This is a genomic window from Bacillus alkalicellulosilyticus, from assembly GCF_002019795.1.
Lineage (GTDB): Bacteria > Bacillota > Bacilli > Bacillales > Bacillaceae_F > Bacillus_AO > Bacillus_AO alkalicellulosilyticum.
Map to the genome: position 1 here is coordinate 76,894 of NZ_KV917381.1, position 13,201 is coordinate 90,094.

A 13,201-nucleotide genomic window follows, 5' to 3' on the forward strand; every position below is an offset into this window, starting at 1 on the left:
AAACAATCGAAGTTGAGGCGAGGAAAACATGACTGTAATCACAACCTTTACGGAGAAACAACGGGAAAAACGGTGGAAATTCGAAAGAAAGGTACTACGTCAGCTTTCATTAGCGGACCTTCGAAAAGACGTTAAGGAACAATTTGGTCCGATATTTCCGATTGAGTTCGCGGACCATCCTTACATTCTTGATCCTTGTATCGACACAGCCATTGATGCCTTTTTATTAGGAGCAGAATATAGTCGTTTTGGTTATTTTGGTGAAAGTAGCAGCATTGTTAAAAATCGATGTGAAGATGAGCTTCAGGAAATTCGCATTCAAATTTTTGATTTATTAGAACGATGGTTTTTGTATGGTGGAGTAAGTATGGATTCATTAGCTGTCTGTGTAGACTTTTTTATCGACAGTTGGTGGGAAAGAGGTTTCTTAGAAGGTCAAAAGAGACATCGACTGCGACTCCATTAAATTTATAGATAGCTCACATATTTCTCTCCTTGTCCCAATATATATGTTATATCGGACATGTTGTAGGAGGGAAATGGAATGATGAAGTGGGTTAAAGGTGGAGCGTTCGCTCTCGGCGTAGTTAGCTTATTATTTATAATACAATATCAATTTTTGAGTGATGACTCAACATCCTGGCAATTGCCTTTATCAGGAAAAGTAATTGTTGTTGACCCTGGACATGGAGGACTTGACGGGGGTGCCACATCGAAAGAAGGGTTGCTTGAGAAGGAAGTTACTCTCGATATTGCATTTCAGTTAAGAGATTATTTACAGGAAGCAGGAGCCCTAGTTCTTATGACTCGAGAAGAAGATCGTGATTTAGCAGACGATGATGTAAGACGAGTGAGAGACCGAAAAGTACAAGATTTAAAACGAAGAGTTGATATGGTTAATGACTCTGATGCCGACATGTTCATCAGTATTCATTTAAATGCGATACCTTCGCCTAAATGGAGTGGGGCACAAACGTTTTACAATCGTTCATTTGATGAAAATAAAAACATGGCTAAATTTGTACAAGATGAACTACGCAGAAATTTAGAGAATACAACCCGTGAAGCAAAACCAATAAATAATGTATTCCTTATTAGAAAAGCAGAGATACCTGGAGTTCTTGTGGAAGTTGGTTTTTTATCAAATCCACAAGAGGCGAATCTGTTATCACAAAAGGATTATCAGCAAAAAGTAGCCGCTTCCATCTATCAAGGACTTCTAAGATTCTACACCAATGAAGCGCCACTAGCTCAGATTAATGAGCAAGCCGATTGATTATGCTATACTTAAGTTTATATTGGTGATATTGGAAAGGTGTGACTACTCATGTTAACAGAAAGTCAAGTTCTTGAAGTATTACAGAATATTAAAGACCCAAGTTTTAATAAAAGTATCGTAGAAACAAAAGGCATTAGAGAAGTAAAGCTTAAAGAAAATCATGTGAGTGTAAAAATAGCGTTAGCTAAAACAGGTACTCCTGAACAAATGGAGTTACAACAACGTGTTGTACAGGCATTAAAAAATGCAGGTGCAGAATCTGTAGGTTTGCGTTTTGAACAGTTAGATGAACAAGAAATCAAAAACTTAGGTGGTTCGGCTCAAGGTGCAACAGGACCTGGGTTATTATCGGAAGAAAAAACAACCTTTATTGCAGTAACAAGCGGGAAAGGTGGAGTTGGGAAATCAACTGTATCAGTAAATCTTGCTACAACCCTAGCACGTCTTGGAAAAAAGGTTGGGATTATTGATGCAGATATTTATGGTTTTAGTGTTCCTGACATGATGGGAATTGAAGAACGGCCACGTGTAAGTGGGGAACGAATCTTTCCAGTAGAGCGATTTGGTGTAAAAGTGATTTCGATGGGCTTTTTTGTAGAAGATAATGCCCCGGTTATTTGGAGAGGTCCGATGTTAGGAAAAATGATTAACAACTTTTTTAGTGAAGTAGAGTGGGGCGATTTAGATTACTTGATTTTAGACTTGCCGCCTGGAACAGGTGACGTCGCGCTTGATATACATACAATGTTACCGCATTCTAAGGAAATCATTGTGACCACTCCGCACGCAACAGCTGCTTTTGTAGCAGCCCGTGCAGGAGCGATGGCAATTAAAACTCATCATGAAATTATAGGTGTCGTTGAAAATATGTCCTATTTTGAGAGTAAAGTAACCGGAGAAAAGGAATTTGTATTTGGTCAAGGTGGAGGAGAAAGACTGGCCGAAGAATTGAAAACAGAGTTATTAGGACAAATTCCACTTGGCCAACCGGAAGTTGACCTTGATAATTTCGCTCCATCTGTTTATGAAGAAAGCCACCCGATTGGAGAAATATATAAAGGGATAGCCAATCGAATTATTGAAAAGAACGAATGATAATAATGAGGGTGGAGCAAAAGGTTGTTTATAACCTTTTGTCCCACCCTCTGTTTTAGTTAGTTCTGTCCCAGCCCTATGTTAACTAGTTGTGTCACGCCTTCATTTTAGGAAGAACCGCCTTCTTCTCCTCCGCTTTGTGAAGCTGGTTTTTGTGTTTGTTCTTGTACGACAGTTGATAAAATTTCACTTACTTGTGCTTTGAAATAAGGACTCTCAAAGGCCTCAGTCATAATCGTCATTACTTGTTGTCTGTACTCCTTTGTTTGCATTAAATCAAGTGCAGCCTTTTCCATCTCAGGATCCTTAAGAATAATCATCATCATTTCCTGATACTCTGGGTCCTTCATAAGTGTTTTGAGCAACTCTTCATTTTCTTTTTGAATACTTTCAGCAAAAGCTTTAGCGAATTCAGGATCTTTCATCGTCTCTTGCCAAAATTGTCTGCCTTGTTCTGAAGTTAACGTATCTTGAATGGTTTTTCTTACAAATGCTTGGTCCATGATAATTGCCTGTTGTAACTCTTCGTCTGTAGTCATGATTTCTTTAATTGCTTCTTTTCCTTCTTCCGTTTGCAACATATCGACCATCATTTTTTTTGTGCTTTCGTAATCAGGTGTTTGATTAGCACTTGCTTCAGGCTGTGCACAACCAGCAATAGTAAGAAAGGCTAGTAAAATGAGCAGCTTCCACTTACTCAACATAAAAATCTGCTCCTTTCGATCATTTGTCATTAATATGAAATGTTTCATCAAAAAATATACATTTGAAACAGGTGTAAACTAGCTTTTTCAATTCACCATTGGTAAAATCATGAGAGCCATATTATTTTTAGAGGAGCGTTCGCTGTGAATAGCCGTAAAGTTGTTTTTTTATTTTTTACTACATTATTACTTGGAAGCATTAGTGGAGCAATTGTTGGAATCACCATTGATTGGGAAATGTATCTCTCCAAAGGAATACTAAACTTTTTCTTTGGATTTCTTTGGCTTCTTGGAATAAGTGCCGCCTTTAGCTTAATCAGTCAAATGGGATTTTTTGCTTACCTGACAATCCATCGCTTTGGCTTAGGGTTATTTAAAACGACTAAACTATGGAATAGAGTTCAAATCGTTATCATTGCATTTGTTTTGTTTGACTTAGCTTATTTACGATATTTAGGGTTTGCGACTGAAACTGAAACCATACTTCATTATTTGATATTGCCTATCCTATTATTAGTATACGGTTTAGTTATTGCTTATATAAAAGCGAAGGAAACCAATCAAACTGCATTTATCCCTGCGTTATTTTTTATTATTGTTGTAACGACAATTGAATGGGTGCCAGCACTTACCGTAAACGACCCTAAGTGGCTATGGATTTATTTTACCCCACTTATTATAGGGAATACGTGGCAGTTATTAGTGTTACATCGATTAACTGAAAATAAAAACCAGTCGAAATAGGAAGAGGGTGGGGCAAAAGGTCGTTTAACCTTTTGCCCCACCCTTGTTTATTTTACTTCTTTAGTTTCTGCTTCTGTGCTAGCCATAAGTTCGGTGACAGAAACGAACTTATAGCCTTTTTTGCTAAGGTGATCGAGGATAATAGGCAATGCTTTATGTGTTTGTTTTACACTATCCGAAGCGTGGAGAAGTATGACGTCACCGTTTTTTGTTTGGGTAACGACATTTTCAACAATAGCGTCAACCCCAGGATTCTCATAATCCTTACCATCGACGCTCCAGTGAATAATAGAATAGTCTAGGTTTTCCGCAATATTTACTACACGTTTATCAAACTGACCATTCGGAGGTCTTAACAAATTCACTTTCTGTTTTGTAAGGTCTGTTAAAACTTGGTGGGAGTGACGGATGTCTTTCTTAATTTTCTCACCATCCCATGAGGGATAATTTTCGTAACGGTATCCGTGGTTCCCTATCTCATGTCCATCCTCTTTAATTCTATCAATGAGTTCTGGATAGCGCTCAGCCCAAGCAGCCGATACAAAAAATGTTGCATCTATGTTTTTCTCATCTAGTATATCTAAGATAGGTACGGCCCGTTGTTCCCCCCAACTTATATTAAAGGTTAACGCAACTTTTTTTTCGTTAACATCACCTTTGTAAAATACTTGTGGTCCCTCAGGTGTGGAGAATACCATTAGTTCACTTCTTTCAACAAACAAAATTCCAGCAGTAAAAAATGCAGCCACAATAATAATGGATATTTGCTTTAGTTTCTTGCCATTCCAAACCCAAAAGAACTTCATTTCAACCCCTCCTAGACAACTTCTATTCAATTCAATTTATGCTTTTAAGGACAAGATATGAATAAAAAGAGGGAAAAAAGAAAACAATTTTAAAACGATATACAAAGACAAAATTGGTAGAGGTGGAAATTGATGCTAGGTTTTTTGTTGAACAACAAAGAAGTACAAGAGGTAGAATACATGGCAAAAAAAGAAATGGAGGAGCTTCTACTAGATCTAACAGACCCAAGAATTGATGACGTTGTAAAAAAAGCAATGGAAGAGAAGTATCAGATTATCTTTGGTATCTATCGGAGGTTTGCTTCACCAAAGGAATGTGCTAAGTACATACGAACTCCGCAAGACCGTAGAATGAAACAATAAAAAAAGGTGGAAATTCACCTTGACTCGATAATAAGAGCGTGTTATAGTATTCAATACCGCCAAGGTTGATGCAAAGAAACGTTATAACTTTTTAAAAGAAGTTGTTGACATTAACTTTGAAGGTGTGATATTATATAAAAGTCGCCGTTAGGACAAGCTGTTCATCGGATGACGAAATAGCTCTTTGAAAACTGAACAGAACAAAGCCAAGCGAAAGAGATACATGATATCTCGTCAATTTTTTTAAAGAAACTTAAGAGCTTAATCAACTCACTTTTATGGAGAGTTTGATCCTGGCTCAGGACGAACGCTGGCGGCGTGCCTAATACATGCAAGTCGAGCGAACTGATTAAAAGCTTGCTTTTAATCAGTTAGCGGCGGACGGGTGAGTAACACGTGGGCAACCTGCCCTGTAGACTGGGATAACACCGAGAAATCGGTGCTAATACCGGATAACTTTGAGGTCACATGACCTCAAATTAAAAGATGGCTCCGGCTATCACTACAGGATGGGCCCGCGGCGCATTAGCTAGTTGGTAGGGTAACGGCCTACCAAGGCGACGATGCGTAGCCGACCTGAGAGGGTGATCGGCCACACTGGGACTGAGACACGGCCCAGACTCCTACGGGAGGCAGCAGTAGGGAATCTTCCGCAATGGACGAAAGTCTGACGGAGCAACGCCGCGTGAACGATGAAGGCCTTCGGGTCGTAAAGTTCTGTTGTTAGGGAAGAACAAGTGCCGTTCGAATAGGTCGGCACCTTGACGGTACCTAACCAGAAAGCCACGGCTAACTACGTGCCAGCAGCCGCGGTAATACGTAGGTGGCAAGCGTTGTCCGGAATTATTGGGCGTAAAGCGCGCGCAGGCGGTCTTTTAAGTCTGATGTGAAAGCCCACGGCTCAACCGTGGAGGGTCATTGGAAACTGGGAGACTTGAGTGCAGAAGAGGAGAGTGGAATTCCACGTGTAGCGGTGAAATGCGTAGATATGTGGAGGAACACCAGTGGCGAAGGCGACTCTCTGGTCTGTAACTGACGCTGAGGCGCGAAAGCGTGGGGAGCAAACAGGATTAGATACCCTGGTAGTCCACGCCGTAAACGATGAGTGCTAGGTGTTAGGGGTTTCGATGCCCTTAGTGCCGAAGTTAACACAGTAAGCACTCCGCCTGGGGAGTACGGCCGCAAGGCTGAAACTCAAAGGAATTGACGGGGGCCCGCACAAGCAGTGGAGCATGTGGTTTAATTCGAAGCAACGCGAAGAACCTTACCAGGTCTTGACATCCTTTGACCACCCTAGAGATAGGGCTTTCCCCTTCGGGGGACAAAGTGACAGGTGGTGCATGGTTGTCGTCAGCTCGTGTCGTGAGATGTTGGGTTAAGTCCCGCAACGAGCGCAACCCTTGATCTTAGTTGCCAGCATTCAGTTGGGCACTCTAAGGTGACTGCCGGTGACAAACCGGAGGAAGGTGGGGATGACGTCAAATCATCATGCCCCTTATGACCTGGGCTACACACGTGCTACAATGGATGGTACAAAGGGCTGCAAAACCGCGAGGTTGAGCGAATCCCATAAAACCATTCTCAGTTCGGATTGTAGGCTGCAACTCGCCTACATGAAGCCGGAATTGCTAGTAATCGCGGATCAGCATGCCGCGGTGAATACGTTCCCGGGCCTTGTACACACCGCCCGTCACACCACGAGAGTTTGTAACACCCGAAGTCGGTGAGGTAACCTTTTAGGAGCCAGCCGCCTAAGGTGGGACAGATGATTGGGGTGAAGTCGTAACAAGGTAGCCGTATCGGAAGGTGCGGCTGGATCACCTCCTTTCTATGGAGTAATACTCTAGTCGAAGTTCAAACCTTGTGTTTGAACTATAGCTTGCGCTTTGTTCGTTCAGTTTTGAGGGAGTTATCTCTCAAGTAAGAATATGCAGTGATGCCTTGTGCTCCTGCGCGCTCCTTGCGTCGCTTTCTCGTCGCAAAGCTGCACGTAGTAGTTTCAAGTAGCTTATCAAGAAGGTAAGCAAATCAGCTGCTTTGATCTTTGAAAACTAGATAGTAATGCATTAAGATTTTACCGGCTCGTTATTATTTGATATCGAGTGAGTGAATCTGAGAAGTCAAGAATTCTTCAAACGTCTTAAGTCAATCTATGGATTGATTAATAACTAGATGATTTATCATCAAGGTTAAGTTAGAAAGGGCGCACGGTGAATGCCTTGGCACTAGGAGCCGACGAAGGACGGGACGAACACCGATATGCCTCGGGGAGCTGTAAGTAAGCTTTGATCCGGGGATTTCCGAATGGGGGAACCCACCATCCGTAATGGGATGGTATCCATATCTGAATACATAGGATATGTGAAGGCAGACCTGGGGAACTGAAACATCTAAGTACCCAGAGGAAGAGAAAGCAAATGCGATTTCCTGAGTAGCGGCGAGCGAAACGGAAACAGCCCAAACCAAGAAGCTTGCTTCTTGGGGTTGTAGGACACTCTATACGGAGTCAGAAAAGAACGGGGTAGATGAAGCGGTCTGGAAAGACTGGCCAAAGAAGGTAACAGCCCTGTAGTCAAAACTTCGTTCTCTCCAGAGTGGATCCTGAGTACGGCGGGACACGTGAAACCCCGTCGGAATCCGGGAGGACCATCTCCCAAGGCTAAATACTCCCTAGTGACCGATAGTGAACCAGTACCGTGAGGGAAAGGTGAAAAGCACCCCGGGAGGGGAGTGAAATAGATCCTGAAACCGTGTGCCTACAAGTAGTTGGAGCCCGTTAATGGGTGACAGCGTGCCTTTTGTAGAATGAACCGGCGAGTTACGATTACGTGCAAGGTTAAGCTGATGAGGCGGAGCCGTAGCGAAAGCGAGTCTGAATAGGGCGAGTTAGTACGTGGTCGTAGACCCGAAACCGTGTGATCTACCCATGTCCAGGGTGAAGTTCAGGTAACACTGAATGGAGGCCCGAACCCACGCGTGTTGAAAAACGCGGGGATGAGGTGTGGGTAGGGGTGAAATGCCAATCGAACTCGGAGATAGCTGGTTCTCCCCGAAATAGCTTTAGGGCTAGCCTCGAGGGAAGAGTATTGGAGGTAGAGCACTGATTGGACTAGGGGTCCCCACAGGATTACCGAATTCAGTCAAACTCCGAATGCCAAATACTTATCCTCGGGAGTCAGACTGCGAGTGCTAAGATCCGTAGTCAAGAGGGAAACAGCCCAGACCATCAGCTAAGGTCCCAAAGTATACGTTAAGTGGAAAAGGATGTGGAGTTGCACAGACAACCAGGATGTTGGCTTAGAAGCAGCCACCATTTAAAGAGTGCGTAATAGCTCACTGGTCGAGTGACTCTGCGCCGAAAATGTACCGGGGCTAAACGTATCACCGAAGCTATGGATTGTCCTAACGGACAGTGGTAGGGGAGCGTTCTGCGTGCAGCGAAGTCAGACCGAGAGGACTGGTGGAGCGCGTAGAAGTGAGAATGCCGGTATGAGTAGCGAAAAGAGGGGTGAGAATCCCCTCCGTCGAAAGCCCAAGGTTTCCTGAGGAAGGCTCGTCCGCTCAGGGTAAGTCGGGACCTAAGCCGAGGCCGAAAGGCGTAGGCGATGGACAACAGGTTGAAATTCCTGTACCACCTCCTCACCGTTTGAGTAATGGGGGGACGCAGTAAGGTAGGGTAAGCGCACTGATGGATATGTGCGTCTAAGCAGTTAGGCTGGTGAATAGGCAAATCCGTTCACCATGAAGGCTGAGCTGTGATAGCGAGGGAAATTAAGTACCGAAGTTCCTGATCCTACACTGCCAAGAAAAGCCTCTAGCGAGGTGAGAGGTGCCCGTACCGTAAACCGACACAGGTAGGCGAGAAGAGAATTCTAAGACGCTCGGGAGAACTCTCGTTAAGGAACTCGGCAAAATGACCCCGTAACTTCGGGAGAAGGGGTGCTCTGATAGGGTGCAAGCCCGAGAGAGCCGCAGTGAAAAGATCCAAGCGACTGTTTAGCAAAAACACAGGTCTCTGCGAAGCCGTAAGGCGAAGTATAGGGGCTGACACCTGCCCGGTGCTGGAAGGTTAAGAGGAGGGGTTAGCCGCAAGGCGAAGCTCTGAATTGAAGCCCCAGTAAACGGCGGCCGTAACTATAACGGTCCTAAGGTAGCGAAATTCCTTGTCGGGTAAGTTCCGACCCGCACGAATGGTGTAACGATTTGGATACTGTCTCAACGAGAGACCCGGTGAAATTATATTACCTGTGAAGATGCAGGTTACCCGCGACAGGACGGAAAGACCCCATGGAGCTTTACTGTAGCTTGATATTGGATTTTGGTACAGTTTGTACAGGATAGGTAGGAGCCTTGGAAGCCGGAGCGCTAGCTTCGGTGGAGGCGTCGGTGGGATACTACCCTGACTGTACTGAAATTCTAACCTCGAGCCGTGATCCGGTTCAGGGACAGTGTCAGGTGGGCAGTTTGACTGGGGCGGTCGCCTCCTAAACAGTAACGGAGGCGCCCAAAGGTTCCCTCAGAATGGTTGGAAATCATTCGAAGAGTGCAAAGGCATAAGGGAGCTTGACTGCGAGACCTACAAGTCGAGCAGGGACGAAAGTCGGGCTTAGTGATCCGGTGGTTCCGCATGGAAGGGCCATCGCTCAACGGATAAAAGCTACCCTGGGGATAACAGGCTTATCTCCCCCAAGAGTCCACATCGACGGGGAGGTTTGGCACCTCGATGTCGGCTCATCGCATCCTGGGGCTGAAGTAGGTCCCAAGGGTTGGGCTGTTCGCCCATTAAAGCGGTACGCGAGCTGGGTTCAGAACGTCGTGAGACAGTTCGGTCCCTATCCGTCGCGGGCGCAGGAAATTTGAGAGGAGCTGTCCTTAGTACGAGAGGACCGGGATGGACACACCGCTGGTGTACCAGTTGTTCCGCCAGGAGCATAGCTGGGTAGCTACGTGTGGACGGGATAAGCGCTGAAAGCATCTAAGCGTGAAGCCCCCCTCAAGATGAGATTTCCCATGGAGTTAATCCAGTAAGACCCCTTAGAGATGATGAGGTTGATAGGTCTCGGGTGGAAGCGTGGTGACACGTGGAGCTGAGAGATACTAATCGGTCGAGGACTTATCCTATAAATAAGACGAAGATTGACTACAATGCATACTATCTAGTTTTGAGAGATCACGTAAGTGATGTTTCAATTACATAAGGTTTAGTGACGATAGCGAAGAGGTCACACCCGTTCCCATGCCGAACACGGAAGTTAAGCTCTTCAGCGCCGATGGTAGTTGGGGGCTTCCCCCTGTGAGAGTAGGACGTTGCTAAGCCTTTTCCAATTTTATTCCTTACCAAGCACATTCCACAGTAGCTCAGTTGGTAGAGCAATCGGCTGTTAACCGATCGGTCGCAGGTTCGAGTCCTGCCTGTGGAGCCATTTTGCTTCCATAGCTCAGTAGGTAGAGCACTTCCATGGTAAGGAAGGGGTCAGCGGTTCGAGTCCGCTTGGAAGCTCCAGGTTGAATCTATTAATATGACTTCAGAATATAGAGGTCTTTTTTATTTGTTTATGTCCACATTTGGAAATAATATATATTGAAAAAAAGTAAAACGTTAGTTATAATATAATTCGTCAGTTAATAAATGGCCCGTTGGTCAAGCGGTTAAGACACCGCCCTTTCACGGCGGTAACACGGGTTCGAATCCCGTACGGGTCACCAACTAGTATGCCGGCCTAGCTCAATTGGTAGAGCAACTGACTTGTAATCAGTAGGTTGGGGGTTCAAGTCCTCTGGCCGGCACCAAGCCAACTACGTTGTATAATCAATCATGCAGGTTTGCGACGAGGAATTAAACTTCAATGATTAAACTTGAAGACGCAGGAGCATATTTCTACTACATTGAGTAATCATCCTGTAGACAAGCAATTATACGTATATAAACGCGGAGGGGTAGCGAAGTGGCTAAACGCGGCGGACTGTAAATCCGCTCCTTAGGGTTCGGCGGTTCGAATCCGTCCCCCTCCACCATTTAAGTTTTGGGCTATAGCCAAGCGGTAAGGCAACGGACTTTGACTCCGTCATGCGCTGGTTCGAATCCAGCTAGCCCAGCCATTAGAGCCATTAGCTCAGTTGGTAGAGCATCTGACTTTTAATCAGAGGGTCGAAGGTTCGAATCCTTCATGGCTCACCATTTTCTAATGTAATACATAGAGATAAAGTATAAGTTGTTGCGGAAGTAGTTCAGTGGTAGAACACCACCTTGCCAAGGTGGGGGTCGCGGGTTCGAATCCCGTCTTCCGCTCCAGTTACGCGGGTGTAGTTTAGTGGTAAAACCTCAGCCTTCCAAGCTGATGATGTGAGTTCGATTCTCATCACCCGCTCCACTAATTTAGTATCACACTTTTACTGATTTCTCATAGTATAAAGAGTAACCAGAAATACCTACTTTTAAATAAACATCATTAATACTTCGGGGCCTTAGCTCAGCTACGAGCAGTAACGTCTTGAAAGAACTGCGAGTTGTTTCGACGCATTTTCTTCAAGAAAAGCTTGTAGAGGAAGAAACAGGGACCTACTTTTGAATAAACATCGTTAATACTTCGGGGCCTTAGCTCAGCTGGGAGAGCGCCTGCCTTGCACGCAGGAGGTCAGCGGTTCGATCCCGCTAGGCTCCACCAAACATACATAATAATCCTTAGCGCTTCTTGGTGCTAAGGTTTTTTTGTGTATTAGCTATCTATAACTGGGTTTCCTTTTTCATGAGATTGTAGGACATCTTGATTTACATCGACGTTTTTAGATTTGTTGAAAAATGAATAATTGGAAAAACGCCCCTGTCTAATTTGATTCATGTTAAAATAAATACGTGAGAAATGTAACGTTAACGTCGGTTGATTCGTATATAGAATAAACCGCTTAAGCGGAGGGTAGAAAATGGAACTTGTGATAAAGAGAATTATAAACGATGTAAAAAATGGGGATCAGCAAGCTTTTGCAGAATTAGTTGATTTATATAAGGATAAAGTCTATCAAATTTCATACCGGATGGTTGGGAATGTACATGAGGCACAGGACATAGCACAAGAAGCCTTTTTACGAGCATACACCAATATAGATAGTTATGATACCAATCGAAAATTTTCTACGTGGCTCTTTCGAATAGCAACTAACCTTTCGATTGACCGGCTTCGGAAGCGAAAGCCAGATTACTATTTAGATGAAGAAATCAAAGATAGTGAAGGGTTAACGATGCAGTCGCAAATAGCAGCTGACCAAGAGTTACCTGAAGACCAAGTAGTGACGCTGGAAATGCAAGAATGGATTCAAGATGCGATTCATAAGTTACCGCCAAAGTATAGAGCGGCTATTATCCTTAAATATATAGAAGATTTATCATTAAAAGAGATTAGTGAAATATTAAATTTACCTGAGACTACAATAAAAACACGTGTTCATCGTGGAAGAGAAGCATTACGAAAAAGTTTAGGAAATGTATAGAAGGGGTGGACAAGATGAGCTGTAAAGCTACTTATAACGAACTAATTAATAAATATATAGACGGTGAAGCAAGCGAACAGGAGAAAGACGAGCTTCATAAACATCTCGAGCAATGTCCTTCTTGTAAGTCGCATTACCTTGAATTAAAGAAAGCAATTGCTTTTATTCAGAGCTCTTCTCATATTGCTGCGCCAGTGAATTTTACGGAAAATGTAATGAGTCAACTACCTAAACGCAAAGCGAAGGTAGCCTGGAAACAATGGATTAAAAGACATCCATTTGCGGTTTCAGCAGCTGTTTTCTTTCTATTAATGTCATCTAGTGTGTTTTCATTCTGGAATAGTAACACTGATGAATTGATGGTTACAGGTGCAGCAAACTTACAGATTGATAAGGAGCGAGCTGCTGTTGTTGTGCCAGAGGGTGAAGTGGTTGAGGGAGATTTAACAGTTAGAAATGGGACGCTACAAGTCGACGGAGAAGTGAGAGGAAATGTACTGCTCATTAATAGCGAACAGTACTTAGCATCGGCTGGTTCCGTCACAGGAGAAATTGAAGAGGTCAATCAAATGTTAGATTGGGTATGGTATCATATTAAGAATTTCTTCGTTGATGTCGTTAGCTTCATCGATGAACCAACAGAAGAGTCGTAACACGATTGCTGTTATAAATTATGTTATAATGAGAAGGATATACTAAAAGAGAAAATCACAGTATGTGTGTTA

The 13,201-nt window shown here is 43.8% G+C and carries 9 protein-coding genes, 10 tRNA genes and 3 rRNA genes; 20 read left to right on the forward strand and 2 right to left on the reverse strand.

Annotated elements, in window-relative coordinates:
• Positions 1-28 precede the first annotated feature (28 nt).
• The 3 genes from BK585_RS00455 to BK585_RS00465 all read left to right on the forward strand — a co-directional run bounded on the left by BK585_RS00455 (position 29) and on the right by BK585_RS00465 (position 2,374).
• Complete coding sequence (locus tag BK585_RS00455; RefSeq protein ID WP_078551205.1) at positions 29-466, forward strand: DUF2521 family protein; 438 nt, start codon at positions 29-31, stop codon at positions 464-466.
• Between the two features lie 78 nt (positions 467-544).
• Positions 545-1,276, forward strand: coding sequence for an N-acetylmuramoyl-L-alanine amidase CwlD (gene cwlD / locus BK585_RS00460; RefSeq protein WP_078551206.1), 732 nt, complete (start codon positions 545-547; stop codon positions 1,274-1,276).
• Between the two features lie 51 nt (positions 1,277-1,327).
• On the forward strand, positions 1,328-2,374 hold the full coding sequence (locus BK585_RS00465) for an Mrp/NBP35 family ATP-binding protein (RefSeq protein WP_078551207.1): 1,047 nt from the start codon (positions 1,328-1,330) through the stop codon (positions 2,372-2,374).
• A gap of 107 nt (positions 2,375-2,481) precedes the next feature.
• Here the strand turns inward: BK585_RS00465 and gerD are convergent, their stop codons facing one another.
• Complete coding sequence (gene gerD / locus BK585_RS00470) at positions 2,482-3,078, reverse strand: spore germination lipoprotein GerD (protein ID WP_078551208.1); 597 nt, start codon at positions 3,076-3,078, stop codon at positions 2,482-2,484.
• Positions 3,079-3,222: 144 nt separating this feature from the next.
• Here gerD and BK585_RS00475 point away from each other — a divergent pair, with 144 nt between their 5' ends.
• Positions 3,223-3,822: a KinB-signaling pathway activation protein gene (locus BK585_RS00475; protein WP_078551209.1), complete on the forward strand. Its 600-nt coding sequence runs from the start codon at positions 3,223-3,225 to the stop codon at positions 3,820-3,822.
• A 47-nt stretch (positions 3,823-3,869) separates the two neighbouring features.
• Here the strand turns inward: BK585_RS00475 and pdaB are convergent, their stop codons facing one another.
• A complete protein-coding gene (gene pdaB, locus BK585_RS00480) occupies positions 3,870-4,628 on the reverse strand; it encodes a polysaccharide deacetylase family sporulation protein PdaB (protein WP_078551210.1) in 759 nt (252 codons plus the stop codon).
• A 132-nt stretch (positions 4,629-4,760) separates the two neighbouring features.
• Between pdaB and BK585_RS00485 the strand changes: the two genes are divergently transcribed.
• From BK585_RS00485 to BK585_RS00560, 16 genes are all read left to right on the forward strand, one after another.
• The gene (locus tag BK585_RS00485) at positions 4,761-4,991 is read left to right on the forward strand and encodes a hypothetical protein (protein ID WP_078551211.1); all 231 of its coding nucleotides are present in this window, start codon (positions 4,761-4,763) and stop codon (positions 4,989-4,991) included.
• A 275-nt stretch (positions 4,992-5,266) separates the two neighbouring features.
• Positions 5,267-6,819: ribosomal RNA gene (locus tag BK585_RS00490) — 16S ribosomal RNA — on the forward strand.
• Positions 6,820-7,178: 359 nt separating this feature from the next.
• A 23S ribosomal RNA gene (locus tag BK585_RS00495) occupies positions 7,179-10,112 on the forward strand.
• Between the two features lie 79 nt (positions 10,113-10,191).
• A 5S ribosomal RNA gene (gene rrf, locus BK585_RS00500) occupies positions 10,192-10,307 on the forward strand.
• The 16S, 23S and 5S rRNA genes sit together here with 10 tRNA genes alongside, the layout of an rRNA operon.
• Positions 10,308-10,338: 31 nt before the next feature.
• Positions 10,339-10,414, forward strand: a tRNA-Asn gene (locus BK585_RS00505).
• Between the two features lie 4 nt (positions 10,415-10,418).
• Positions 10,419-10,494 (forward strand) — tRNA-Thr (locus BK585_RS00510).
• 128 nt (positions 10,495-10,622) lie between these two features.
• Positions 10,623-10,697, forward strand: a tRNA-Glu gene (locus BK585_RS00515).
• Positions 10,698-10,705: 8 nt separating this feature from the next.
• A tRNA-Thr gene (locus BK585_RS00520) sits at positions 10,706-10,781 on the forward strand.
• A gap of 141 nt (positions 10,782-10,922) precedes the next feature.
• A tRNA-Tyr gene (locus BK585_RS00525) sits at positions 10,923-11,006 on the forward strand.
• A 9-nt stretch (positions 11,007-11,015) separates the two neighbouring features.
• Positions 11,016-11,090: transfer RNA gene (locus BK585_RS00530), tRNA-Gln, on the forward strand.
• A gap of 3 nt (positions 11,091-11,093) precedes the next feature.
• Positions 11,094-11,169, forward strand: a tRNA-Lys gene (locus tag BK585_RS00535).
• 39 nt (positions 11,170-11,208) lie between these two features.
• Positions 11,209-11,283: transfer RNA gene (locus BK585_RS00540), tRNA-Gly, on the forward strand.
• Positions 11,284-11,288: 5 nt separating this feature from the next.
• Positions 11,289-11,362: transfer RNA gene (locus BK585_RS00545), tRNA-Gly, on the forward strand.
• 218 nt (positions 11,363-11,580) lie between these two features.
• Positions 11,581-11,656: transfer RNA gene (locus tag BK585_RS00550), tRNA-Ala, on the forward strand.
• A 256-nt stretch (positions 11,657-11,912) separates the two neighbouring features.
• Positions 11,913-12,476, forward strand: a complete 564-nt coding sequence (gene sigW, locus BK585_RS00555) for an RNA polymerase sigma factor SigW (protein WP_078551212.1) — start codon at positions 11,913-11,915, stop codon at positions 12,474-12,476.
• Between the two features lie 14 nt (positions 12,477-12,490).
• The gene (locus tag BK585_RS00560; protein ID WP_078551213.1) at positions 12,491-13,129 is read left to right on the forward strand and encodes an anti-sigma factor family protein; all 639 of its coding nucleotides are present in this window, start codon (positions 12,491-12,493) and stop codon (positions 13,127-13,129) included.
• Positions 13,130-13,201: the final 72 nt, after the last annotated feature.